Raw genomic sequence first — 24320 nt, forward strand, 5'->3', positions numbered from 1 at the left:
CCCCTCCGTTCACAGCTTTTTCGTATTAAGCGCGCGGAAAGAGTTCAGTACCGCGAGAACAGTCACGCCAACGTCTGCGAAAACCGCCATCCACATATCAGTAATACCTAGCGCGCTGAGGACGAGAACAACTGCCTTTATACCGAGTGCAAGCCAAGTGTTTTGCGTGGCAATGCCGAGCGTCTTTTTTGATATTCTGATAGCCGACGCAATCTTTGACGGTTCATCGGTCATAATCACAATATCGGCGGCTTCAATCGCCGCGTCCGAGCCTAAACCGCCCATAGCTATCCCTATATCCGAACGAGCGAGAACAGGCGCATCATTGATGCCGTCGCCGACAAAAGCGAGTTTGCCTTTCGCGGATTTGGCGGCAAGCAGTTCTTCCAATTTGGCCACCTTATCACCGGGCAAAAGTTCCGTGTAAATCTTGTCTACACCGAGTTCGCGTCCGACCTTTTGACCGACCGAGTTACTGTCGCCAGTGAGTATGACCGTTTGCTTAATTCCCATAGCTTTAAGGCGGCGGATTGCTTCTGCGGAATCCTCTTTTACTTCGTCTGCAATAACGATATATCCGGCGTATTTGCTGTCAATGGCAACGTGGACAACCGTGCCGATTATTTCATCTTTACAGTAATCTACGCCGATTTTTTTCATCAGCCTTGTGTTCCCTGCAAAGACCTTTTTGCCAAACACCGTTACGCTGATACCGTGACCCGCAATGTCCTCCGTGTCGGTCACTTTGCTCTTGTCAATCTCCTTGCCGTATGCGGTTTTTAGGGAGAGCGAAATCGGGTGATTGGAATAGCTTTCAGCGTATGCGGTCAACTCTAATAGTTCGTCTGCCGACACTTCAACAGGGTGGATTTCCTGTACCTTAAACACGCCTTTGGTGAGAGTTCCTGTCTTATCGAACACAACCGTTTCAGTCTTTGCCAAAGCCTCAAGATAGTTGCTCCCCTTTACCAAAATACCGCTTCTTGAAGCCCCGCCAATACCACCGAAGAAACTAAGCGGGATAGACACAACGAGCGCGCAAGGGCAGGACACCACAAGGAAAGTCAAGGCGCGAAGCGTCCACACGCTCCATTCACCTGTAATGAGCGAGGGAATAACGGCAAGTAAAACTGCGGCTCCCACGACAACAGGAGTATAAATCCGAGCAAACTTCGTAATGAAGTTTTCGGAATTGGATTTTTTACTGCTTGCGTTTTCAACAAGGTCAAGAATTTTTGAAACGGTTGATTCGCCAAATTCCTTTTGCACTTCAATGGTTAGAACGCCGCTGACATTGATACAACCGCTTAACGCTTCGCCGCCTACGGAAACTTCGCGGGGAACGGATTCGCCCGTCAAGGCTTTGGTGTCTACCATTGAGTTGCCCTCAATGATTATGCCGTCAAGCGGTATTTTCTCACCCGGCTGTACGACGATAATATCGCCAATATTCACATCATAGGGATCAACCCTTTCTAAGCTGCCGTCACCGCGTTTTACATTAGCGTAATCGGGGCGAATATCCATAAGTCCGGCGATAGACTTCCTCGATTTAGAAACGGCGTAACTTTGGAATAACTCGCCGACTTGATAAAACAGCATAACTGCAACGCCCTCCGGGTACTCCCCCGCGATGAGCGCGCCGACTGTGGCGATAGTCATTAAGAAGTTTTCGTCAAAGACTTCTCCGTGCGTAATATTCTTGACCGCCTTAAAAATAATTTCGTAGCCGACGACAACGTAAGCGGCAAGAAACAGAATTATCGAAAGCCACTCCGGGTCTTTCGGAGCAAGCAGACCTGCCACGAAAATGACAGCCGCTATGATGATTTTGGTTAGACGCTTATTCACTTTAAATCCCTCCTCTATATTGGTTGAGAGCTCACTCAACTGTTAGTGTAAAAAAATTCTTTAGTCAGCGGCATTAAGCAATTGTATAGGGCGTTAATCGAGAGTATCGCCCTATACAATCTCGCCGTTCGCGATGGCACATCACGCCCGTTTCATTACGACTTCCGGTTCGTACTTGTGAACGATTTTTTCAGCTTCGGCAACGATATAATCAATGTCTGCTCCCTCGGCGGTTTCAAAGACAAGTTTCGTTGTCATATGGTTGACACTTGCGGTTGTCACACCGGAAAGCGCGCCGATGTCCTTTTCCATTTTCGCGGCGCAGTTGGCGCAGTCAAGTCCTTCGAGTCTAAATTGCTTTTTCATAGTGATTTCCTCCTTAAAATTATTATTCTGTGATATGGCTCAAACTTTGTTTTAGAATAATGTTTACGTGATCATCTACAAGAGAATAGTAGACCACTTTGCCGTCTTTTCGGAACTTTACCAAGTTGGCCGCTTTCAAAGTTCGCAATTGATGTGAGATTGCGGATTTTGTCATCTTTAGCAAATATGCCAAATCACACACGCACATTTCGCTGACACCCAAAGCCCAAAGCATCTTAACTCTTGTAGGGTCTCCGATTGCTTTTAGAAAATCAGAAGCGGCAATCATAGTTGTATCTGAAAGCATTTGTGACTTCACATTCGCAACGATTTCTTCGTGGATAACATCGCAATCGCACACGTCTCCTTTAACGGGCATAGAAAGCACCTCCTTTGCATTTGATTGAGTGACTGTTCAACCATATTCATATTATAGTTGAACAGTCACTCATTTGTCAAGGGGCTTTTGAATTTTTTTATAGCATCTGTCCTTTTCGTCTACCACGTTCAGCGAACGCGTGAAATTAACACGACAATGGTGTATGTACATTGCATATTCGGCTTTTGGGACAAGTTGGAGTTTTTCCATTAAACAGGATAGTTTTGGGTTAATTCAACATTGTGAAAGAAAGTCTGTAAAACGATGAATATGTGAAAATTTCCACTACCGCTGAACGAGCAAAAGCAGGGCGGGTGCATCTTTTCACGCTTTCCGTTCGGCGGGTGCATAAATGCTCGTTATGTGTAAGATGGCAAGGACAAATTCGCCCTCAAAAACGCTTTGAAAAATCTCCTTGAACGCAAAAAAACCAGTATTACTGGGCTTTCAGGGTACATCGGGCTTCTATTAATCGCAATGTACAAATATGGCAGAGAAGAAGGACTCGAACTCTTAAAACCGTAGGCAGTCAAGACCACCCGTAAAGCGGGTGGTTTATTATTTCACATGGATTGATTTCTCCTAAAGAGAAACTCACCCATGTTCAACAGGCTAAAGCCCATAATAAGAGCCTGCCCTCTGAAACGAGGGCAGGCTCCGCATAGCTTTTGGCAACCAGGCTATCGTAGTGCAGTAATACACCTTAGACCCTATAGCTTTGCGTCCCCACCTTTTAGTGGGTTTGCCCTTGGCTGCAGTATTTATTTTTGACAGTTACTTCTTTCACGCTACTTTAAAACATCACCCAAGTTGGCGATTCATCGTCTCAGCGGTCTGGCTGCCACAAGAATTATGGAAACATATAAATATGACTTTTACTATGTTTTCCACCTTACAGATTTAACAGGCGGTCGCCTTTAATTTCTTCAGCACTCCATGCAATTAGTGCAAATTTCCCCTTTGCGTGTTCATCAATACGGTTGAGCCACTCTACTTCGCCTGCCGCTTTTGCCGCAAGCATTGGGTTCGTGGTATTCGTGCCATAAAGAGACTGATTGACAACCCACCATTTGGCAGCAATGCCCGCCCGCTGCAAATCATCCTCCAGCCGCAACGCTTCATAAACGGGAGTTGCTTCGGGCAAGGTCACAATTAAAACCTCGGTTTCATCGGATTTCAGTCGGGGCAATAACCTCTTGACCGATTCGGGAATTTCGCCCTTGGTGCGCTGAATTTCGTGGTTGTAACTTTGGGTAGATTCAAGCAAAAGCAGAGTGTGACCAGTAGGAGCGGTGTCAATAACCACCACCTGATCATTGGCTCTTTCCACAATCTCCGCAAAGGCACGGAACACAGCGATTTCCTGTGTACAAGGGGAACGCAAATCTTCTTCCACGTAGGCGATGTCCTCATCGCTCATGCCGGAAGCACGCGCTTTGGAAAGCACCTCAGATTGGTACTTCTTCAATTCTTCTGCTTCATCGATATGGCTCATTGACACACCGCTTTCTTCGTTCAGCACAAATTTCAGGTGAGCGGCGGGATCGGTGGTGGTGAGGTGGACTTTTTTACCACGCTTGGCAAGCCCTAATGCAACAGCAGCAGCAACAGTAGTCTTTCCCACGCCACCTTTGCCCATCGTGAAGATGACACGTTTGCCCTCTATCGCCAGTTCATCTATCACATCATTCAGCGCAGGAATATGTGTAGCATTCAGCGTTTGGACATGTGCGGTCACACGGTCAGTATGCAGCAAGGCACGCACATTTTCAAGCCCTGTCACATTATAGGTCCGCAGAGGAACCATACGGATTGGAAGTGTCCTTAGACTCTCTGGCATGGCAGCAAGGGCCGCCTGCTGCTTTGAGTACAGGTTGGAGGATAGGGTGTCGGTATATTCCATTAATACGCCGTTGATCACCAGCATTTGATTGTTCACGCCCAATGCGGAGAGCTCGCCGGAAGCCCGTTCTGCTTCCTTGAAGGGAGCAGTTTCAGAGCGGCTGACGAGAATCAGCGTGGTCAGGCTACCGTTTGCCAGTGTTTCAACCGCCTGTTTGTAAATGGCCTTTTTGCTTTCTAATCCAGAAAGCTGGCCCAGGCAGGAGGCACCGTGTGTGCTTTCGCTGATGAAATTGCTCCATGCAGACGGGAGCTGAAGCATACGCAGGGTATGGCCGGTAGGGGCAGTATCAAAAATAATATGGTCGTATTCCTGCTGAACCTTATCATCCGTAATGAAGTTGGAAAACTCATTGAACGCCGCAATCTCAATCGTGCAGGAACCGGAAAGCTGTTCCTCCATATTGGCAAGGACAGATTCCGGCAACTTGCCACGATAGGGAGCAATCACGCTCTCCCGATATTCGGCTGCTGCCTGTATGGGGTCCAAATTTGCAACCACCAAGTTGGGAACATCAGGGATGGGAATACCCTTGTTGGTCAGTTCCATCGAGAATACATCCTGCAAGTTGGATGCCGGGTCGGTACTGATAAGCAGTACACTCTTGCCGCTGTCTGCAAGGGATACTGCGGTGGCACAGGCAACGCTGGTCTTGCCAACGCCGCCCTTGCCGGTATAGAAAAGGTACTTTGTTAGGTTGATGTTACGTGGGTCGAATAATTTCATTTTAACAGCAACCTCCTTCACAGCAACAGCCGCCAGATGCGGTTTTATTCTGCTTGCCCAACACATCTTCGGGAAGGTCGAGCAACTTCGTAAATTCCTCATTGGTAGGATAGCGGCCAGTAATCACGATTTTGCCATCGACCATCACAGCGGGCAATCCCTCTGTTCCTTTTTCGTTGATATACGCATTGATAGTCTGGTCGGTGATAAACTCAGCCGGTGCGCTGTTAAGGTTGAAGCGGTCAATATTCATGCCTTTCTTTTTCAGCGTTTCCAATACTGTGGAGATGCGCAGCAGTTCAGTATCAACTCCCACGCCGCAAAGGCCGGTTGAGCAACACATAGCGGGTTCAAAGATTTTCATTTTTTTCATAGTAAAATATCTCCTTTATATAATTAATTGAAATTGCTTCTTCGTTCCATAAGAACGGTATTGCGCCATTGTCCAAATCGGTCTTTTCCGATTCGCTCACGGAATCCCACCTGACGAAATCCGCATTTTTCATGTAATCGAATGCTTGCTTTGTTGTCAGCCATAATTCCTGATTGCAGTGTCCAGAAATCCTCTTTCTCGGATTGGTCGGAAAGAAAATTTAGCAGTTGGGTTCCCACACCTTTTCCTCTGTAAGTGTCATGAATATAGATGCTGACTTCAGCCACACCGCGATATACACAACGGCTTGATACAGGCGTTAACGCCGCCCAACCAATAATGACATCATCATCGGTTATTACAAAGCGGCATTGCCTCATATGCGACTGATCAAATTCCTCATAGGTGGGGCATTCCGTTTGAAATGTTGCAAGATTTGTATGCATACCTTGCTGGTATATTTCGCTGACTGGCTTCCAGTCATCCTTTTGCATTGCTCTAATTTTGTAATTCATTTTGAGGAAACCAGCCTTTCGTTTTGTTTATAAATTTGACGAGCAAGAGCATGACCGGAACCTCGGTTAACACGCCGACCGTACAGGCAAGCACAACCGGCGAATTTGGACCTAAAAGAGTAATTGCTACTGCCACAGAAAGTTCGAAGAAGTCCGAGGCAGCAATCAGAGAAGCCGGAGCCGCAATGTTGTGTGGTTGTTTCGTCCACTTGCATATCAAGTAGGTAAAGGTGGCTGAGATTACATTTTGCAGAATCAGCGGTACTGCGATCAACAAAACGAACAGAGGCTGTTCCAAAATAATATCGCCTTGGAAGGAAAAAATTATGATCAGGGTGAGCAGCAGCCCCAAGGTCGTGACACCGTCAAACTTTGGGAGAAACCTTTCATTGAAATACTCTATGCCTTTTTTCTTTATCATCAAAAAGCGCGTAAGTGCGCCGCCAACCAGCGGAACGACAACGAATAATACGATGGAAAAGAAGAGCGTATCCCAAGGAATCGTAACGCCATTTACTCCCAGCAAGAATTGAACCAGCGGCACAAACAGCACGAGGATTAAGAGATCATTGACTGAAACCTGTACAAGCGTATGCGCCGGATCGCCTTTCGTCAGATGACTCCATACAAACACCATCGCCGTGCAGGGTGCTACGCCCAGCAATACTGCGCCTGTCACGAAGTCCTGTGCCAACTCTGCTGGGATAAGAGGTTGGAAGATGACCTTGAAAAACAAAGTCGCCAGCCCAAACATGAGGAATGGTTTAATGAGCCAGCTGCTTCCGCTGGAAATGAGGATGCCCAAAGGATTTTTCCGCACATTCTTGATAGACTGGAAATCAATTTTCATCATCATGGGGAAAATCATAATCCAAATGAGGATGGCAATCGGGAGGTTCTGCCCGGCATATTGAAATTTTTCTAAGACATCCGGAATGCCGGGCAGGAATTTTCCGATCAGGATACCAGCTGCCATGCACAGCAGAACCCAGACGGTTAGATATTTTTCAAAAAAACCAATGCCTTGTGTCTTTTCTTGTTCCATTGTTATCACTCCTTTAATGAGGTTTTTTGTTGCACTCGCATAAGCCTTGTAATTTGCATTTCTGATATTCTTCGCAATCCGAAGGATAGGACGGCAGTGTCCTCAACCTGCCTTTCAAGTACTCCCATAGTTCTGTATTTTTCTGAATGAAACCATCGCTTATTTTGTAGTAGGTCCATTGCGCTTTTTTATTGCTTTCTAGAATTCCACATCTCTTTAGTGCGGTCAAATGCCGAGATGCATTTGATTGAGTCATTCTCAGACAGGCTTCAATTTCGCAGACACACAACTCACCTTCCAGCAGTAGTGACAATATACGCAATCTGCTTTCTTCTGACAATGCCTTGAAAATATCCACCATCATCTTCACCTCCAGTTTTATTCTTATATGAGCATGCACTCATATAGTATGCCTTTCAAAAGCCATTGGTTACAATGGCCTAAATACAAATTCAATTCTCGCCGTGTGTTTTTCTGTACTGTTTCTGTCCGCCAGAAAGGTTAAATACTCGTTTAAAACCCTTTCCAAGCAGGATGTTCTGAGCTGCGTTGCCAGTTGTTCCTTTATTACAATAGGTGACAGTAACCGTATCTTTATCAAGCGATTCGGCTGTTTTTCGAAGTTTTTCATGGGGGATACTCTGTGCCGTATCAACATGATCTTTTTCATATTGGGTGAGAACTCTTGCGTCAATCAGTGTGTACTTTTCGCCGGACTGTACAAGAACATCCAACTCCTGTGCCGTCATCAGTGGCCTGCCCTTGTGGATAGCATTTTCAAGTATCATACCGGTATACATCACAGGGTCTTTCGTCGTTGAGAAAGGCGGGGCATAGGCCAAATCAAGATGGAAAAGATCTTCGACTTTCGCTTTGAAGGTGATTGCTGTTACAAAAACATCTACCCGCTTATCAACGCCCTCATATCCAACGATTTGAACCCCCAAAAGTCTGCCGGTCTTTTTATCGGCTATCCCCTTAATGATCATTTCCTTGCCTTGCATATATTCGGGTTTATTGGGTTTGATATTGTGGCATACCACCACATCGTATCCCAACTCATGTGCTTCACGCTCAGAAAGACCGGTTTGCGCTACCGTCATGTCGAAGATTTTGAAAATACCTGTACCAAGGATGCCTCTAAATTCCAAACCACCGCCCGTCATGCTATCACCCGCGATTCTACCTGTTTTGTTAGCAGTAGAGCCAAGCGGCCTATAAACCGGCTTTCCCGTTACAACATGGAATTGCTGGGTGCAGTCACCGCAAGCATAAATATCCGGCAAATTTGTTTCCATCTTGGTGTTCACCCGGATTGCACCAGAGGCTCCAAGATCAATTCCAACCGCTGCCGCCAACTCCGTGTTGGGACGCACACCGGTGGATACAAGAACCATATCTGCTTTGATTTCTGTGCCGTCTGATAAAACCACGCTGCTATTTGTAATTTCAAAAGCAGAAACGCCTGTCAACACAGAAACACCATTCTTTACAATGTGATCCTGAACATAAATGGCCATATCGGCATCCAGTCCCGGCGTGACCTGCGATAATTTCTCCAGCATGGTCACTTCGATGCCAAGCCTCTTGAGATTTTCACAAACCTCAAGGCCAATAAAGCCTGTGCCGATGATGACCGCCGCACGGGGCTGAGTTAAATCTATATGACTCTTTATGCGGTTCATATCGTTAATATTGCGCAGTGTAAAAACATTTGGACCGTCTGCGCCCTTTATCGGAGGGACGACCGCTCTTGCCCCAGTAGCGATAACGAGCTTATCATAATGGTCAATGAATTCGTCTCCTGTAGTCATGTTTTTAATTGTGATGCTCTTTATATCCGGAGAGATGGAAAGCACTTCGTGCAGGATATGAATATCTACATTGTATTTGCTCTTAAAGAAAGCGGGCGTGCGGGGGATCAGTTGATCTGCACTTTCAACCTCGTCCCCGATATAGTAAGGCATACCGCAGCCGGAGTAAGAAATAAAACTATCCTTTTCATAAATTACGATTTCCGCATCCTCGTTGTTTCTTCTTGCTTTAGCAGCGGCAGAGGTTCCCGCAGCTACCGCACCGATAATTACAATTCGCATAAAAATCCTCCTTTTTACAGTGATTCTTTACCGTTGAAAACACTTCCAAATTGTGCGGTAATGTATAGTGGGGCGGGTTCCTCCATTGAATTGCCTCCGTATACTTCTTGGAGAACTGCGTTTACAATAAGCTCTTGGGAAGGCCCTGTATATTCTATGCCGCCAATACCCACACGCGACAATCCACATTATCGCCACAGAGGTCTCCGTAGTCCTCGCAGACCGATTCCCGTAACTCCACAACAATGTCGTTTCCGTTCACACGAATGGTAGGTGAACTAATAAACTGATATTGGATAGCCAGCTCTTTCGTTGTGATATTCACTTTATTTACCTTTACCTCATACCCCGCTGCGTTCAGGACAACTGTAACACTGGAAACCGCTCCAGCCAGAGCCTTTTAAGTATCCTGGCACCTACTGCAAATGGTTGTGTCCAAATACAAAAAATCAGTATTAATTGTCTTTTTCGGCTGTGGCTGGCAACAGCTATTTTTAGAAGAACAACAGCATTTACTCATTTTCAGCACACTCCTTACAACAATTTTCATTTTCCATGCAAATACAATTTTCCTTATTGGATGTGATAGCGCGAAAAAACTGCTTTGTTTTACTGATTGCATCCTCATCTAATGAATAGTACGTCCATTTTCCCTCGTTTCTCCCTTTTACAAGACCACACTCACACAGAATTTTCATGTGATGGGATAGAGTAGATTGAGACATTTCAAATTTCTCAAGAATATCGCAGGCGCATAATTCGCCGCAGGAGAGCATATCAACAATCAGCGCCCTCTTAGGGTCGCCTAACGCTTTGAACACTTTTGTGTTCTCCATATAGTAGTCCATATTGACACCTCATATCTAAAAACTTCGATATGACTATTGTATTCCTCAAATCGATAAATGTCAATATAAAATTGTATTTTTTATTCGCCATAATTACTCATAAGATGACCGACTTGCGTTAGACATATAAAACCTTATTACTACTCCGTGTCTATAAAAATAGGCTTTTACTTTGTTCAAACCACCCACAGGGGCGAAGGTACTACTTTATCATCGTCCTTTTTCTTAAAACTGCGATCTGTATTTTAAATGCTCCTGCTCTAAATGCTTCCATTCTTGATCTGCTTTTTGAAACTCATCCAGAGCTACTTTTGGGCGAATCGTAGGGAATCTTTTTCTCTACCAATCAACTCAGCTTTTCCCTGCATTTTTCTACGGTCAGGCCAAGGGTATAGAACTTTCCCGCCTGGCTGACCAGCTTTGCTTTTTCTTTTGCCGTCATTGCGATCTCCTTCCCATGTAACCTACTATTTAATTTTGTATCATTATAAACTACATCGAGGGACAACTGAAAGACAAAACAGGACAAAGGAAAGAGGGTGTCGCAAAAATAGCCGATTTATAGCTATTGAGCGGCACCTTTCCTTTTGCAGATAAAATCAGGATAAAAATCCTCTTGTGCGGATTTTTATCCTGATTTTTTGCATACCTTAATAAAGCCTTTCTTTCTGGCTGCTTTTTTACGCCATTTTTAATTCGAACAGATGACTTTTTAGTCTTTCATTCTGGATTTTCCCATGTAGCTTATTGATGTTATAACCCATACATAGCAATAGAATCTCCAGTTTTACTTTGGTTTTCCCTCTCAGCAGAAATCTTTGAAATTCATAATCACTTTTCAACACTCCAAATGCACCTTCTACCTGAATGGAACGATTCATTCGATAAAGTATTCCACGCTCACTTGTGATGTTTTCATAGGATTTCTGGCGTTTCTCTATGAACTTCTTTGATACATACAGCCGCTTGTTTCCCTTTGCCTTTGTACACTTGTCTTTTTCCGGGCAGCCACTGCAATCCTCGCATTCATATACCGTCACTTCGGATTCATATCCATTTTTGCTCTTCTGTTTCTTTTTATATAGGGCTTTCAGCTTCCGGCCGCTATGGCAGGTATAAGTATCTGTTTCTTCCTCATACCCCATATTCTCCCGCTTGCTGATATCTTTTTTGAAGCTTCGCTTTTTCCACCTTTCATAAATCTGTGGCTTGATATAATAAGTCTGTTGTTTCTCATCTAAGGAGCAATACGCTTCCTCGCTTTCGTATCCGGCATCTGCTGTCACGCTGGGATACTGAAATCCCAGATTTTCCTCCATATGTTTTAAAAATGGCACCAGGGTCCAGACATCATTCCGGTCCTGAAAGATATCTGCCGCCACCACGTATTCGCTGTCCACTGCGATCTGTACGTTATAACCCGGTTTTAGCTGGGCGTTTCTCATGTGGTCATCCTTCATGTGCATAAACGTGGCATCAACATCCGTCTTAGAATAACTGTTTCTTCCATGAAATTTTGAGTTATGCAGATCATAAAGAAGCTGCCTGTCCAGAAAACGCCGGAATAATTCATGGTACTTTTGATGATTGCACTTACGTTTTCCTCTTCCATAAACAAATCGAATTCCCTGTTCTTTGCAATAGGAATCCAGGAAGTCAAATACTCTCTGTAAATCTTTGCCGCGATTTTCTCTCGCAATGGAAAAGTCCTTTATGTATTCCCGGTTTACCAAATCTACAGCCTGTGTGATTCTGGCAAACATTTTTTCTTCCCATTTCCCTACAGATTTTTTCCAGACAAACGTGTATTTATTAGCACAGGCTTCTAACTTTGTTCCGTCAATAAATACGGTCTCTTTCCCCAGTTCCCCCATGGCAGCTAAGTTTCTGACCATCTGATAGAACAGATCTTCACAGGCATCAGCCAAAAACCCGGTACGGAATCTTGCGATGGTACTGTGATCCGGAGCTTTCTGACCGGCCAGAAGCCACATGAAGTTGATATCTCTTTTGCAGGCTTTTTCGATTTTTCTGGAAGAGTAAATGTTTTGGGAATAAGCGTAGGTCAGGATCTTGAACATAGTCTTAGGGTCCACTGCCGGATTTCTGCCTTTGGCAGAGTAAGCCAGATATAACTTCGCGTAATCTAAATCCTCCAATTCATGGCTCAGCAGTCGGATAGAGTCATCATCAGGAACGAGACCTTCCAAACTTAATGGCAAAACCAGTTGAAAAGTTTGGCCAAGTTCGGTATAATCTTTAGTGGTGTATTTTGTTATTCGCATAATTAATTATACCATGAAAGGCGGGTTCTTCGGAATCTGTCTTTTTCATTTTTTGAGGTTTTTACACAGAAGAAGGGCCATTGCTCCATAAGTGATGATTCACTTATTTTGCAACGGCCCCAATCATTTTTCACCCTTTATTCCTTGCCGGTTGTGTGCCGGATCATGACCTCTACCATCTCATTGATCATGTCGATCTGATTGAGTTCCAGATGCTTCAACTGCTTGCCAAGCTGCTCCACGCTGTCGGGTATCACGGGATGCTCCAGAAGATATCCCAGCAGATAATCCGCAGAGCTTCCCAGCACGTTACATACATATCTTCAGAAAAAGAGAAAAGCCGGGCAGGCTGCCACTGCTTTCAATTCTGCGGATATGCACCGCATTCACTCCGCACAGCTCCGATAACTGCTCGGAGGTCAAGCCCTTGTCCTTTCTCAATTGGTTGACCCTTTTACCTAATGCCTGTCGCTTTCAATCCCCACCTCTCTTTGTAACATTAAAATTTTATTTGTATGTTTATAGTTTACAAAAATAGAACTGTTATAAATAGCTTTTGACATGTTACATAAAAACACAAAGTTACATTTCTCTTTTTCTGTAATAAATATTTTTAGAGTGAGAGGTTCTGGTGTGTTCACCATGAACCGCACCTGGGTTCAGCGAAAAGACGGAGTATCCCCTTGGCGGGAAATCCGTCTTTTCGCTTTGCCGCAAGTCCGGCTATTTTTTTAAAATCAGCCTGTTGCTGGTATTGCTGCCGTTCTCTCGGTAGCGAGACTCTTTTTCAATCAGCCCCGCTTTCACCAAATCATGCAGAGCGCGCTTGACAGTGCTTCGGGAAAGCTGCAAGTCGGCAGCAATGGTCTTGACCGCAGGCCAGCAGTCTGCGCCCTTTCCCGCGCGGTCACGGAGGTAAATATAAACCGCCCTTGCCCGATGGGGGAGCTCATCGGGCGGGGCAGAATAAATGTGGTTAAAGTAGCTCATGGTTCATCGGCTCCTTTACGTTCTGAGGTGGCTGCGCCGCTTCTGCGGCTCTGCGGGCGGTTCCGCCACGGGTGTATGGAGCGCTCCGGTGCCGGTGGGCGGTTCAAGGAGCTCCCCGGTTTCCTCACCCACCATCAGGCAGGCCGTGTGCTTGCGGACGATGTTTTCCTCCAGCGTCTGCTTATCGGCATAGATCACTTTCCGGTGCGCCTTTTCCGCCACGGTATAGGGCTTTCCGAAACGGATGCCCCAATCCAGAAACAGCCGCAGTCTTGTCCGCATGGGATGGGTGCCGGTTTTCATGACGACAAAGCTGCCCTTGGGAATGGATTTCAGCTCATCCGGCGTCATGAGAGGGCGCTCCATCATCTGCAGGGATTGGCTGGGATCATTTTTACCCCGGCTTATACTGCCGCTCATCACGGTGCGGCTGCCCAATGCCTTACTCAGCACTTCGGCAGTCTGGCTGTTGGGAGCGAAGCCGCCGAAGATGGTATCCTGGCAGTTGTCCACGATGATTTCCGAACCCTCCTTGCCATAATTTTTTTCAAGCTGGCCGAAGGACTGGATAATGGGTACCATGGAAAGGCGGCGGGAACGGCTGGCTGAAAAAATCAGCTCCAGCGATTCGATGGCGGGCAGTGTACCCAGCTCATCACAGTAAAACATGACCCGGTTTTTCAGCTTGCCGCCGTTCTCGTCCGCCACCGCAAGGATTTCCCGGTAGAGCTGCTGGATCATCAAGCTGACCATGAAATATTTTGTCAGATCTTCTTCAGGAAGTACAATAAACAGTGCGGATTTTTCATTGCAGAATTTCTCCGCGTCAATGGCTGTATCAAAACACAGAATCTGCTCCATTTCCGAATCAAGAAAGGCATTCAGGCGGGATAGTACGGTGGACAGCACCGATGCCATGGCCTGCTCCGCGGAGTTGAGGGCAGCTCCCGCAAACCAGCGGGCCTTATGATCGGGCGGCAGCTTTTCCATGAGAAGCTGAAACTGGCTTTTTCCCTTTACCTTGCTGGGTGCCAGCAAATCCTGCACCAGCTTGAACACGCTGATGATATGGCGGCAGTCCACCTTTTTTCCATCCACTTTGGTGGGCGGCAGATATTCCGCAATCAGCAGAATGATGGAGGACAGAAGCCCCTCGGCGGCATCATAGAAAAACTGATTCTGTCCGTAGTTCTCGCCGCTAGCGTTTATGATGGTTTTGGAGATGATTTTGGCGTATTTCTCCGCCTTAGCCTTTGCCACAAGGTTGTTTTCGTCGGCAAGATACGCATCCATGTAGGTGTTAACCAGCTGGAGCATATTGTTGCCGTCCGAGCGGGTAGGATTTCGAAGGTCGATAACCGCCACATGGTAGCCATAATAGTCACGGGCAATGGCGCCGTAGTTGCGGTACAGGTCCCCCTTGGTATCGGTAGTCAGAAAGCTCATTCCCGAAGCGCAGGCATATTCCAGATTCGGATACAGGAAGAATGCCGTCTTGCCCACGCCGGATGCGCCGATCATAAGGCAGTGGACGTCGTCGGTATCCACCAGCGCCGTGACCTTGTTTTTAGATCCCGTGCTGCCGAGGATGATTCCCTGCTCCGAAACAGCTGGGAGGTTTTCTCCCTTCCGCCACAGCTCCGGCTGAAAGGGAATGTGCTTGTAGATGCTTTTGATTTCCTTTTTGGTAGAAAAGCGCGCGGTACCATGTTGGCCGTCACCCACTGTGCGGGACTTGATTCCGTTGAGGGTGTAATAATGGGCTAAAAGAGAAAGGCCGCCGATGACGAGAAACATCACGGCGGCCGCTGCGAATAAGATGTAGACTTGGGATTGCATCGGGCGCTCCTTTCAGTTTAGAGGATTTTATAGTAGGATAATCTTATATAATGAAAAATAAGAGAGGTGCTATGAATGCCTGATTATGAAAAGCCAAACATGATACTGCCGGTGAGTTTGCATGATGCCAGGCTTAATCACATCGAAATAGCAGACGATACCATCTGTTTTGTAATAGAGGACGGAATTCGCACGATTCAGGATGATCAAGTGGAACAAACCGGGAAAACTCAAATCTTTTTTCCAAAAGTAGATTTTGATTTTTGCCGGGTATATTGCACTGGGAAAGACAAATTTCGAAAACAATGGGATATCCGAGACTTTGCCAAACAGATGCGGAACAATCAAATGATGATTGACATCATTGACGAAACCTATGGTTACAACCAAGCCAAATTCGGCTGCAATATGACGATGGGCAGAAATTGGTTTGACTGCGAAATTGAAATCTATCATTTCGGACTCGTGAAATATTTGTGGGAAGAACAGCGCGGAGAAACGGAGCGGCTACCTTAAGTGCCGCTCCATTTTTCTATGACATCCTCATTTCAAAGCTACCCGGCTTTTGCTGTGCGGCTTCCGTTAAATCGTCATTCCAATCCTTCCCTTGAGACATGAGCCGCTCCGATTCATAGCCCTGTTCCGCAAGCTGCTGTTTCAGCCGTTCGCTGGCCTTGTGCCCGGCTTCATCGTTATCCAAACAGAGAGACACCTGCCGGAGCTGCGGATACTGCTCCAGCATCCACAGCATTGCCTGGCCTCCAACGCCGCAGAGGGATACATAGCTGTGCCGCTGCCACTCCTGCGGGTTCAGCGTGATGAACGACAGCATATCCACCGGCGCTTCAAAAACATACAGATGCCCGCTTTCGCCGAGCCAGTGAAAGCTGTGGCGGGGATTGCAGCCATCCACATTTCCTTTGAATGCCTGCCCCAAGGTGTAAATTCCACGTTTATGGGCATGGCGGGCAACTCCGTTTTCATCCAAGCCCACGAATACCGCGTTGTGATATTCCTTCGTACCGTCCTGAGATTTTTCACAGCTTTCATAGAGGAGCTTCTGCTTTGCAAAGAAGCTGACCACCTCTCGGCCGATATGCCGGGTTTTTACCAGATACGCATAAACACGGCGCATATCCGTATGGGTCGGTGGGAGCGCAAAGGGCTTTTTCGGTTCCTGTTTCTTTTGCGAGGCGGGCCGATAGATCTCGCCCTGCTCACCTCCCAGCAGCAGGGTCACGGCTTCGGGATACGAGCATCCATAAAACTTCCGCACGAAATCAATGGCATACCCGCCGCTCTCCGCGGAGTGATCATACCATTCGTTTCCCCGGACGGTGATGCTGTGGTCGGAGGCCAGCCGCTTATCCCGTCCGCTGGGCAGGAGCTTTTCGCCGCGCCGCTGGAGAAAGTCCGCCAGATCCACATTGTTGGCACGGTATTTCTGTTCATCCGTAAAATGCACATAGGCACCCATGGACATACCTCCTATCTGTGGCGATTGCCGATTCGATGAAAAAATGCCGCCCTTTTTGCAGGACGGCATAACTTTGGGTACCGGTTTTTCTGGATGGGTATCCGCCCTGTTTTCTTTTTCTGCTTTTTCATGGTGTTCCTCCCATCGTTTTTAGAGTGACATGGTCTGTTCGTGATCGTTCCGTGCATGACCCTGCGCCTGCTTCTTCTCCCGGAGCCTGCGCAGGAGCTTGCGGTCGGTGCGCTGTCCGGGCGGTTTCAAGGGCGGAGCGTTGTCCGTAAACACCCGGCTCATGTGATGCAGGAGTCGGGTGCCCGCCAGCAGGACAGAGGGGTCTTTGAACTCGTCTATATGGTCAAGGAAAAACTGCGCATAAATGTTGCCCTGCGCCGCTGACAGGGTAAACCACTGAGCGGCGGCTTCCTTATCTTTTGGTACGTCTTTTCCCATCAGGTACAGCTTGCCGAGGGTGTACTGCGCATATTGGTTGCCCTGTTCTACGGCATCCGTCAGAAATTGCAGGGCAGCTGGAATGTCCTTTTGCACATCTTCTCCTATGAGGTAAACCTTGCCCAACCGGTATTGTGCGAACTGATTTCCCTGTGCGGCGGAGCGTTTCAGGTATTCCAATGCCTCGGGCACATCCTTCGGAACATCTTCCCCCTTGAGGTAGAGAACGCCAAGGGCATATTCGGCAAATGGATTCTTCCGGTCGGAGGCAAAGGTCAGCCAGCGGATAGCGGCTTCCACATCCTTGAGGACGCCCTCGCCGCCAAGGTACAGCTTGCCGAGCCGGTATGCAGCAAAGTCGTTGTCCTGCTCTGCCGAAAGGGTATAGAGCCGTACTGCCTCGGCCGTGTTCTGCGGGACGTGCTGCCCCTTTTCATAGAGCTTGCCGAGAAAATATGCGGCGTAGGGATTTTCAGCCTCCACCGCCTGCCGGAGATAACCGAGAGCCTTTTCCACCTCCTGTAGCGGCGCTGCTTCATCTGCAAGAATGAGCTTGGCGAGCTGGTAGCAGGCAAAGGGATTTCCTACCGTCGCCGCCTTTTCAAAGTATTCCTTGGCTCCGGCCTCATCCTTTTCTGTGCCGACGCCATTCAGAAGCATCCAGCCCAGCCGGTACTGGAGCTTATCGTCGTGCCCTTTTTCCTCCAGAGAAACAAAGCCGTGGAAGGCCTCTCTGAAACGACGGTCAGCGTCCGGCTGGTTTTTCACACAGCCGATGCCGTCCCGCAGCATTTTACCAAGCTCGAAGCTGGCATAGGGAAAGCTCTGGTCTGCCGAACGGGTGTAGAGGTCAAAGGCGGTTTCATGATCTTGGCCCAGGCCACCTTCTCTTGCCCCTTCGGGGCAATTCACCTTGTGCTCCACGCCCTTACCGTGATAATACAGACCGCCGAGGGAATACTGTGCATATTTGTAATTCTCGTTTGCGGACAGGGTGAGCCAGTCCGCCGCCTGCAGATAATCCTGCTCTGTTCCAAGCCCAGCGGCAACCATTTTGCCGATGCGGTACTCGGTGTATTTCCAAGGCTTTTCTTCCTCGGCAGCATGGAACACCGCAAGTGCCTTTTCGTACCAGCGATATGCTTCAGCCGTATCCGCTTCGCACCCAAGCCCGTCGGCGGTCATACGACCAAGGTCATAGAGCGCCAGGGGATTATCTTTATCCGCTTCCGTGAGGAAGAGTTCACGGGCTGTGTGAAAATCCTGCGGGATTCCGGCGTCCTCATCGCCGTGCAGATGTTGCTTTGCCAGCTTGTATTCTTCCGTCCACCATGAGCCGGAGGATTTCTCTCCATCGGAGGAAGACATTCGGGGCAGCGGTTCGGACGCATCCTCCGGTTCGGCTGATGCATTCTCCGGTGGAGCCTCCACGGCGGATGTATCGTCATCCGGGGCGGCATCCGGCAGAGCGGTTTCCACAGAGGCCGGTTCCTCAAAGGTCATGACACCGCTGCCAAGGTTCATGGCTTCCTGAATGACCCTATTGCGGATGGACTTAAAATCCTCGCAGCGGGAAAGGGGCGGCGGATCGGATGGTGTTTCAGTGTAGATGGATTCGATCCTGCCCCTCACCTCCCACCACAGGCGGTAGGCTTCGGCAATGCGGCTGTCCTTTCCAAGCTCATCCACAATTTCATCCACGAGATTTTTCAGGTCAGCTTTTAGATAGCCGTACTGTTTTTTGCCGCTGACCGTTTGCAGACGTTCGGCAAGGTGCGTGAGGAGCTGCTCCATTCGCTCGCTGACCAAAACGCCGCCCTTCATCTGCCAGATCATTTCCCGCAGGGACTCGGCCGCCTGTTCCTTCAGCTCGTCCCGACGCTGAGTCTTTTCACCGTACAGCGGAATCAGCTCCTGACGGAAAATCTCATTTGCCAGAGAGGACTTCATTTTGCGGATGCCCTGTTTCGTGAGGTAGCCCTCTTTTGGATCGGTGCTGTAGCAAATCATGTGAATATGCGGATGGTGCGATTCATTGTGAAATGCCGCGTACCATTTCAGATGGTCGGGATGGATTTTCAGGTTCTCCGCCAGCTCCATCGCTTTGGAGGAAAGCAGGGCTTTCCATACACGGGCGCTATCATAGCCCAGCCGCGTGGCGTCCTCCCGGCGCAGAGAAATAATCGGCGTCCACACATTGCCAGTGTGGGCGGCCACTTCCTCCGCCACCTGTGACAAGACCAGCGGCGCATCCCCGGCTGTAAACAAACCGTGGGTATCAAACTTTTCTACGCGGGGACGGTTTGCAATGTAGTCCAGATATTTTTCCCGACCGCTGATTTGATCAAGATTCTGTTCCAGCGCAATGGAAATAAACTCCGAGGCGTTTCCCCGGTTGGGGGTATCACAGTAATCCTCGTATTCAAATAAATCCTTGGTATCCGGAAACTCCCGGAGTATCTGCGCGATCAGCTCCTTTTGCTTTTTGGTGGAGTGCCAGAGTCGGTGGGCGCTCTCCATTTTTTCCACGCCGTCACGGGTGGCAATGTATTTGACCAGGTTACTTAAGTGGGCGGCGTTTTTTTCATTGCCCTTGAGGTAGGGGCACTTGAGAATAATCCGCGCCATTATTCAGACCCTTCGGCGCTGTTTTGGAACTCCACCGCATCGTCTAGACGGATTTTCCCTTTGGTGCGTTTGACCTCGGAAACACATCGTCCACGGAGTCGGAGCAGTTCCTCATCGGTAACCTCCAGCGTGGCTGCTAAGAGATGCATCATCATGCTGATTTCCACCGAAAGGCGAAACAGATTACTTGCCACCCGGTTTTCGGTTTTCTGCAGCGTTCCCTCCATGCAGGAAAGCAGGGCCTTGGAAAGATAGGAGGAGGTGTCCTCCGTTCCAAGGTAGCCCATGTAAAAGCAGAGCGCCTTTTCAATAAACTCGCTGCGGCTTTTGCAGTTGTCCTGATTCAGCCAGCCGTCCAGCCGTTCCATGGTTTCGGGATACAGCCAGACTGCCGTTCGTTCTTTGTTGTTTTTCATGGTAAAACCTCCATTTTTGTGGGTGTTCACCTGTGAGGTGACCGTATAAAATCCTTTGTGTCCCTGCGTTTTCGCAGATTCCGACCACCCTGACCGTGCCAAAGTCCCAATCCGACCACCTCATGGGAAGGTGCGAAAAACGCCCAGCACTGCTGGGCGAAGTGGTTGGCGGGAGGACGCTTGCGACCACCCGCCTTTATCCTGCTCTTTTTTCGACCGTGGGAAGCTGCCGGATTTGGGAGCCGGCGCGCTTTTCCAAACGCCCCGCACACAGCCTTTACGTTGCCGTTTAGGGCGGGATGGGTGCATGGATGCCACCCCGCCTGTCAAAGCGGCACACAGGGGCGAACGGGGGGCAACGCGGGGGGACGGGTGTGTGCCTTAATGTGCCGACCCGTTCTGTGTTCCGTCGGCGGCAGCAGCGGCCTTCTCTTTTTCCTTCTGCTTTTTGAACGAAGCGGCGGCGGGAGCATCTTCGCAGCCCTCGTCAATATATTCCCGGACGGAAGATGGAACGTATTTTTCATAGAGCTTTTGCAGAGAATCGCAAAGTTCCTGTTCCAAGTCCGCGTCCTTTTTCTCCATGTAGCGTTTGACGGCACGGAGCTTTTCGCCGTCCATTTGTATGGTGATGCTTTCTTTTTTCATCTGAGTGCCCTCCTTAATACTCAAATCCAATAAAGGTAATGCCGGGTTCCAGCTCCGGCTCCTGCCCGGTGAATTCGGGAATGTCAGCAAAAATCTGGCTGTATTCCGCGATTTTACTCTTGCCGAGCGAGGTGAAATTCCCATCACGGGTGGTGTCGCAGACAAAAAACGGGCCGCAGATAATGTCCGCGCCCAGCCTTCTGTTGGGCGGCATTCCGTTTAATTTACCTTCCTCATTGCAGACGGCAACACAGCCGTTTGGAAAGCGGATGCATTCAATCAGGCCGCCCACCTCCGCCTGCAGGCTGGCAAGGTCGTTTTGGATTTCCTTGACTTGGGGTGCCTGCCCCGGCTCAATTTTGAGTACCGTGATCTTGTTTTCACTCATAAAATCATCCCTTCTTTCTTTTTTTATGGCAGATAGCTTCTCGGATTCTGCTTCACGCCGTTCACCCGCACCTCAAAGTGCAGATGATTTCCGGTGCTGCGCCCGGTGGAGCCCACCTTGGCAACGGTTTCTCCGGCTTTCACGGTCTGCCCCTCCTGGACGAGAATCCCCGAACAGTGACCGTATAAAGTCACCAGCCCACCGCCGTGGTCAATGGTCAGATAGTAGCCGTAGCCGGTACTGCCATAGACCACGGTTTTCACCGTTCCCGCCTGTGCCGCACGGATGGAGGTGCCCTTGGAGGCACCGAGGTCAAGACCGGAATGTCCCGCCTGCTGTCCGGTGATGGGGTCCGTCCTGCCGCCGAATTCGGAGGTCACCATGGAGCGCCAGCTCTTTCCCAGCGGAGAAATTAAGCCAGAGGCGAAGCTTTCTGGCGCTTCGGCATAGGGCCTTGCGTACAGCACCTGCTTGCCGGAATCAAATAAATCCCGGTAGACGACCTGTCCTTTGGAGGAGGATGCATCCACCACCTTGCCGTCCCCGGCATAGATGCCAACATGGGTAATGTTCATGAAGCGGCCGTTGGGCTTGTGGCTCCAAAACACCAAATCGCCGGGAGCAAGGCTGGATTTCGGAATGGTCAGCCCGTTGTCCACGCAGTATTTTCCCTGCGCCGCAGCGGTGCCGGGGAGATTTACCCCCAGCTTTTTGTACACCCACTGCACAAGATAGCTGCAGTCGGTGTAGCTGCCCTGTCCGCGCTTTTCCTGCGAATACGGGTCGCCAAGGCGGGAAAGCCCCAGCCGGACAGCCTCCGAACCCACTTCTCCGATGGGCAAATCGGAATAAAAGCCGTCTATCTGATCCGGTGACCAGTCCTCCCAAAGCCCGGAACCGTCTCCCTCCATGGGTGCGCCGGTACCGTACCGGGCGCGGTAATAGATTTCATTGGCGTTGGCCTGATCCTCATAGGTGATGGCTCTGCCCAGCAGCGTGCGGATGTTGTTGTAGACGGTGGGCAGCGAAGCAATGGGAACAGCCACGGTGTAGGTTTCCTCCGAGGTGGTGCCGTCGCCGTTCTCCACGGTGCGGGTGCGTTCCTCGTAGGTCACGAAGCAGTTCACATAGCGCCGGTGTTCCAGCCGGGAGGGGGACGCTGCGCCGAAGAACAGAGAATAAAAAATCGCCTTGACCCGGTAATCGTCAAGGCTGTCCCCATCCTCCATTTCTGCGTTCACGCTGGCAATAGCACCGTCTATGAGGGTGAAGCTTTGACGCATATCCCCGATGTATTCCCGGTACTCCGCAGGCATACTTGACGGAATGACACCGCCGTGAAAGCACAGCTCCACAGCGGTGTTGTTGTGGTTTGTGGTGCCGGAAAGCAACGAGCAGACCAGCACAATGATTAAAATCAGCGGGGACAGAACGGCGGCGATCACCCAGCCGATGGTTTTTCGGATGCGCTCATCCGAGAGCACGGCAACGGCGGCTTTGGCAACCGCTGTGATGGTTGCGGGATCTGCCATGCTGTCACCACCATTTCATTCCGCCAAAACCAAACAGACTCTGCTGTTCCGGCTCCGGCTCGCTCTCCATGAGCTGCTCGGTATAGTCCACCGCCTGCTCCAGAACAGCGGTGTCAAACCCTGCGGTTTTGTAGCCCTCACGGATGGTGTTGTAGTAATACTCCGAAGGGTGCCCCAAGCGATGCCCCTGCGTCATCACATAGACCATGGCGGACACCGACTGACCGTCCAGAGGCAGCTCCATCATCTCCTTGTCATAGAACCGGGGAAAGCCCTCGTAAACATCCAGCGCCGCTTCATCCTTTGGCGTGATTTTCCACAGCAGAGCAGGGACAAAGGCGCCCTCGCAGGGTTCGATGGTGGCGACGGCACCGTTTCGGCCGCCCCGAAACACAAGGGCATAATCCTTGATTTCGGATGCGCCCACCACCTTGGCGGAGGGGCATCGGTGCGCCATCTGCGGCAGATTGAGATTGCTGCCGTAGGCAATATACAGTTTGTTTTTCATACGTTCTCCCTTCTACATGGACATAGTAAAAGCGGAGGAATGTTCATCCTCCGCTTCCATTTCGGTTTCCGGTACCGCTTCCTCCGGTGGTGTCTGTGCCTGTGAACGCTCCGCCTCCCGCTTCTGCCGCAGCCTATCTTTTTGCCTTTCCGCTTGCGCCGGATCTTTCCACGCAATGCAGCCCTCCAAGTGATCCAACAGATGCTTGCGGGCGGTTTTGAACTCGTCCCCAATCATGCCGAGGCGCAGAAGCCACACACGAAAGGTATATTTTTCGTTGCTGGACTGTGTTTTGGTAGGGCTTGCCGACCGTTGGTTAAGCGCCTGCGCGGTCATGGCAAGGCAGAACTGGATGTATGCCTTGATTTTTCCGGCGTGCAAATCTCCGTTGAACGCCCGGAATTCCACTGTGCCTTTTTGAAACACGCTGTGCAGATTCAGGCAGTGGTAGCGGCTGTGGTGGTAATGTTCCCGGCTGCCGTCGCTGCCGTTGTACCAGAGGCTTTTCAGCCGGTCGAGTGTGGCGGGCTTCTGCCGGTTGAGCCGCTCTAAAAAGGCGGGGTCAATCTTCTGGCAATAGTGGCTTTCCCGCCCCCGCGAAACCTTTAATGCCTTATAAATCATATCCTCCTTGGCCGCCATGATGTTGACCAGATTGCGCAGATGGGGTGCGTCAAAGGGGGCGGCGTTGATGTGAATGTGAATCCCACAGGAAGAGTTCACAAATGCCCCGGCCTCTCGGAGCTTGCGGATCAGCTCCTGCACTGTTTCGATATCCCCGTACTGACAGATGGGGCTGACCAGCTCCACGCTGTAGTTTCGGTCGGCGCTGACCTTCCTGCGCCCCTCCTTCCGCTGGCAGTCCAGGCTGCCGTCGCTCATGACCTTCCATTTGCGCCCGGTGGTATCCCTTGCGAAATAGGCATCGTAGAAGCTGCCCTCATATTCTTTTGTGGTGCCGAAATGCTCGGCAATAACCTCGGCGGCGCGGCTTCTGGTAAGCCCGGTCATTTCAATTTCGATTCCAAAATCCTGACCCTGTATCTCCATGTCATCA

At 49.4% G+C, this 24320-nt stretch carries 24 protein-coding genes, 1 pseudogene and 1 riboswitch; of the genes and pseudogenes, 1 reads left to right on the plus strand and 24 read right to left on the minus strand.

The window, feature by feature from the left end:
- Positions 1-9 precede the first annotated feature (9 nt).
- The 16 genes and pseudogenes from KNL20_RS01275 to KNL20_RS01345 all read right to left on the minus strand — a co-directional run bounded on the left by KNL20_RS01275 (position 10) and on the right by KNL20_RS01345 (position 15216).
- Positions 10-1851, minus strand: a complete 1842-nt coding sequence (locus KNL20_RS01275) for a heavy metal translocating P-type ATPase (protein WP_230398890.1) — start codon at positions 1849-1851, stop codon at positions 10-12.
- 141 nt (positions 1852-1992) lie between these two features.
- Positions 1993-2217 carry a cation transporter gene (locus tag KNL20_RS01280; protein WP_014314974.1) on the minus strand — a complete coding sequence of 75 codons (225 nt, stop codon included), beginning with the start codon at positions 2215-2217 and terminating at the stop codon, positions 1993-1995.
- Between the two features lie 22 nt (positions 2218-2239).
- Complete coding sequence (locus KNL20_RS01285) at positions 2240-2596, minus strand: ArsR/SmtB family transcription factor (protein ID WP_230398891.1); 357 nt, start codon at positions 2594-2596, stop codon at positions 2240-2242.
- A 667-nt stretch (positions 2597-3263) separates the two neighbouring features.
- Positions 3264-3353, minus strand: a riboswitch (cyclic di-GMP riboswitch).
- Between the two features lie 135 nt (positions 3354-3488).
- Positions 3489-5225 (minus strand): arsenical pump-driving ATPase, encoded by a 1737-nt coding sequence (gene arsA, locus KNL20_RS01290; protein WP_230398892.1) that lies wholly within the window; start codon positions 5223-5225, stop codon positions 3489-3491.
- Position 5226: 1 nt separating this feature from the next.
- Complete coding sequence (arsD, locus tag KNL20_RS01295) at positions 5227-5598, minus strand: arsenite efflux transporter metallochaperone ArsD (RefSeq protein ID WP_230398893.1); 372 nt, start codon at positions 5596-5598, stop codon at positions 5227-5229.
- A gap of 23 nt (positions 5599-5621) precedes the next feature.
- Positions 5622-6113 carry a GNAT family N-acetyltransferase gene (locus tag KNL20_RS01300; protein ID WP_230398894.1) on the minus strand — a complete coding sequence of 164 codons (492 nt, stop codon included), beginning with the start codon at positions 6111-6113 and terminating at the stop codon, positions 5622-5624.
- Complete coding sequence (gene arsB, locus KNL20_RS01305) at positions 6097-7158, minus strand: ACR3 family arsenite efflux transporter (protein ID WP_230398895.1); 1062 nt, start codon at positions 7156-7158, stop codon at positions 6097-6099. The genes KNL20_RS01300 and arsB overlap by 17 nt, the downstream gene beginning before the upstream one ends.
- Before the next feature lie 13 nt (positions 7159-7171).
- A complete protein-coding gene (locus KNL20_RS01310) occupies positions 7172-7522 on the minus strand; it encodes an ArsR/SmtB family transcription factor (RefSeq protein ID WP_230398896.1) in 351 nt (116 codons plus the stop codon).
- An 88-nt stretch (positions 7523-7610) separates the two neighbouring features.
- A complete protein-coding gene (locus KNL20_RS01315) occupies positions 7611-9254 on the minus strand; it encodes an FAD-dependent oxidoreductase (RefSeq protein ID WP_230398897.1) in 1644 nt (547 codons plus the stop codon).
- Positions 9255-9408: 154 nt separating this feature from the next.
- Complete coding sequence (locus KNL20_RS01320) at positions 9409-9648, minus strand: DUF2703 domain-containing protein (RefSeq protein WP_329957513.1); 240 nt, start codon at positions 9646-9648, stop codon at positions 9409-9411.
- 118 nt (positions 9649-9766) lie between these two features.
- On the minus strand, positions 9767-10102 hold the full coding sequence (locus KNL20_RS01325) for an ArsR/SmtB family transcription factor (protein ID WP_230398898.1): 336 nt from the start codon (positions 10100-10102) through the stop codon (positions 9767-9769).
- A gap of 680 nt (positions 10103-10782) precedes the next feature.
- Positions 10783-12387, minus strand: coding sequence for an IS1182 family transposase (locus tag KNL20_RS01330; RefSeq protein ID WP_230398899.1), 1605 nt, complete (start codon positions 12385-12387; stop codon positions 10783-10785).
- Between the two features lie 137 nt (positions 12388-12524).
- Positions 12525-12695 carry a hypothetical protein gene (locus KNL20_RS01335; RefSeq protein ID WP_230398900.1) on the minus strand — a complete coding sequence of 57 codons (171 nt, stop codon included), beginning with the start codon at positions 12693-12695 and terminating at the stop codon, positions 12525-12527.
- 1 nt (position 12696) lies between these two features.
- A pseudogene (locus tag KNL20_RS16325) lies at positions 12697-12840 on the minus strand (helix-turn-helix domain-containing protein); the annotation flags it as partial.
- Between the two features lie 270 nt (positions 12841-13110).
- Entirely contained in the window at positions 13111-13377 is a 267-nt protein-coding gene (locus KNL20_RS01340) for a helix-turn-helix domain-containing protein (RefSeq protein WP_230398901.1), read from the minus strand.
- Positions 13378-13392: 15 nt separating this feature from the next.
- Positions 13393-15216 carry a VirD4-like conjugal transfer protein, CD1115 family gene (locus tag KNL20_RS01345; protein WP_230398902.1) on the minus strand — a complete coding sequence of 608 codons (1824 nt, stop codon included), beginning with the start codon at positions 15214-15216 and terminating at the stop codon, positions 13393-13395.
- Positions 15217-15291: 75 nt separating this feature from the next.
- Here KNL20_RS01345 and KNL20_RS01350 point away from each other — a divergent pair, with 75 nt between their 5' ends.
- On the plus strand, positions 15292-15732 hold the full coding sequence (locus KNL20_RS01350) for a hypothetical protein (protein WP_230398903.1): 441 nt from the start codon (positions 15292-15294) through the stop codon (positions 15730-15732).
- Positions 15733-15748: 16 nt separating this feature from the next.
- Here KNL20_RS01350 and KNL20_RS01355 read toward each other — a convergent pair whose 3' ends face one another.
- From KNL20_RS01355 to KNL20_RS01390, 8 genes are all read right to left on the minus strand, one after another.
- Complete coding sequence (locus tag KNL20_RS01355) at positions 15749-16693, minus strand: DUF3991 and toprim domain-containing protein (RefSeq protein ID WP_230398904.1); 945 nt, start codon at positions 16691-16693, stop codon at positions 15749-15751.
- A gap of 150 nt (positions 16694-16843) precedes the next feature.
- Positions 16844-19771 (minus strand): MobP3 family relaxase, encoded by a 2928-nt coding sequence (gene mobP3 / locus KNL20_RS01360; protein ID WP_230398905.1) that lies wholly within the window; start codon positions 19769-19771, stop codon positions 16844-16846.
- A complete protein-coding gene (locus tag KNL20_RS01365) occupies positions 19771-20289 on the minus strand; it encodes a hypothetical protein (protein WP_331468259.1) in 519 nt (172 codons plus the stop codon). Before KNL20_RS01365 ends, mobP3 begins: the two co-directional genes overlap by 1 nt.
- 279 nt (positions 20290-20568) lie before the next feature.
- Positions 20569-20835 (minus strand): DUF6103 family protein, encoded by a 267-nt coding sequence (locus KNL20_RS01370; protein WP_018307448.1) that lies wholly within the window; start codon positions 20833-20835, stop codon positions 20569-20571.
- A 13-nt stretch (positions 20836-20848) separates the two neighbouring features.
- A complete protein-coding gene (locus KNL20_RS01375; protein ID WP_018307447.1) occupies positions 20849-21223 on the minus strand; it encodes a DUF3846 domain-containing protein in 375 nt (124 codons plus the stop codon).
- Positions 21224-21246: 23 nt separating this feature from the next.
- Entirely contained in the window at positions 21247-22755 is a 1509-nt protein-coding gene (locus KNL20_RS01380) for a peptidoglycan DD-metalloendopeptidase family protein (RefSeq protein WP_018307446.1), read from the minus strand.
- A gap of 4 nt (positions 22756-22759) precedes the next feature.
- Complete coding sequence (locus KNL20_RS01385; RefSeq protein ID WP_018307445.1) at positions 22760-23263, minus strand: gamma-glutamylcyclotransferase family protein; 504 nt, start codon at positions 23261-23263, stop codon at positions 22760-22762.
- Between the two features lie 12 nt (positions 23264-23275).
- Positions 23276-24313, minus strand: coding sequence for an amidoligase family protein (locus KNL20_RS01390; protein ID WP_018307444.1), 1038 nt, complete (start codon positions 24311-24313; stop codon positions 23276-23278).
- Positions 24314-24320: the final 7 nt, after the last annotated feature.

The organism is Novisyntrophococcus fermenticellae, assembly GCF_018866245.1.
GTDB classification, from domain to species: Bacteria; Bacillota; Clostridia; order Lachnospirales; family Lachnospiraceae; genus Novisyntrophococcus; species Novisyntrophococcus fermenticellae.

Excerpts from the sequence above, each read along its gene's own strand:
- KNL20_RS01280 (WP_014314974.1), bottom strand. The coding sequence starts at position 2,217 with ATGAAAAAGCAATTTAGACTCGAAGGACTTGACTGCGCCAACTGCGCC.
- KNL20_RS01285 (WP_230398891.1), bottom strand. The coding sequence starts at position 2,596 with ATGCCCGTTAAAGGAGACGTGTGCGATTGCGATGTTATCCACGAAGAA.
- arsA (WP_230398892.1), bottom strand. The coding sequence starts at position 5,225 with ATGAAATTATTCGACCCACGTAACATCAACCTAACAAAGTACCTTTTC.
- arsD (WP_230398893.1), bottom strand. The coding sequence starts at position 5,598 with ATGAAAAAAATGAAAATCTTTGAACCCGCTATGTGTTGCTCAACCGGC.
- KNL20_RS01300 (WP_230398894.1), bottom strand. The coding sequence starts at position 6,113 with ATGAATTACAAAATTAGAGCAATGCAAAAGGATGACTGGAAGCCAGTC.
- arsB (WP_230398895.1), bottom strand. The coding sequence starts at position 7,158 with ATGGAACAAGAAAAGACACAAGGCATTGGTTTTTTTGAAAAATATCTA.
- KNL20_RS01310 (WP_230398896.1), bottom strand. The coding sequence starts at position 7,522 with ATGATGGTGGATATTTTCAAGGCATTGTCAGAAGAAAGCAGATTGCGT.
- KNL20_RS01315 (WP_230398897.1), bottom strand. The coding sequence starts at position 9,254 with ATGCGAATTGTAATTATCGGTGCGGTAGCTGCGGGAACCTCTGCCGCT.
- KNL20_RS01325 (WP_230398898.1), bottom strand. The coding sequence starts at position 10,102 with ATGGACTACTATATGGAGAACACAAAAGTGTTCAAAGCGTTAGGCGAC.
- KNL20_RS01330 (WP_230398899.1), bottom strand. The coding sequence starts at position 12,387 with ATGCGAATAACAAAATACACCACTAAAGATTATACCGAACTTGGCCAA.
- KNL20_RS01340 (WP_230398901.1), bottom strand. The coding sequence starts at position 13,377 with ATGAGCTACTTTAACCACATTTATTCTGCCCCGCCCGATGAGCTCCCC.
- KNL20_RS01345 (WP_230398902.1), bottom strand. The coding sequence starts at position 15,216 with ATGCAATCCCAAGTCTACATCTTATTCGCAGCGGCCGCCGTGATGTTT.
- KNL20_RS01350 (WP_230398903.1), top strand. The coding sequence starts at position 15,292 with ATGCCTGATTATGAAAAGCCAAACATGATACTGCCGGTGAGTTTGCAT.
- KNL20_RS01355 (WP_230398904.1), bottom strand. The coding sequence starts at position 16,693 with ATGGGTGCCTATGTGCATTTTACGGATGAACAGAAATACCGTGCCAAC.
- mobP3 (WP_230398905.1), bottom strand. The coding sequence starts at position 19,771 with ATGGCGCGGATTATTCTCAAGTGCCCCTACCTCAAGGGCAATGAAAAA.
- KNL20_RS01370 (WP_018307448.1), bottom strand. The coding sequence starts at position 20,835 with ATGAAAAAAGAAAGCATCACCATACAAATGGACGGCGAAAAGCTCCGT.
- KNL20_RS01375 (WP_018307447.1), bottom strand. The coding sequence starts at position 21,223 with ATGAGTGAAAACAAGATCACGGTACTCAAAATTGAGCCGGGGCAGGCA.
- KNL20_RS01380 (WP_018307446.1), bottom strand. The coding sequence starts at position 22,755 with ATGGCAGATCCCGCAACCATCACAGCGGTTGCCAAAGCCGCCGTTGCC.
- KNL20_RS01385 (WP_018307445.1), bottom strand. The coding sequence starts at position 23,263 with ATGAAAAACAAACTGTATATTGCCTACGGCAGCAATCTCAATCTGCCG.
- KNL20_RS01390 (WP_018307444.1), bottom strand. The coding sequence starts at position 24,313 with ATGGAGATACAGGGTCAGGATTTTGGAATCGAAATTGAAATGACCGGG.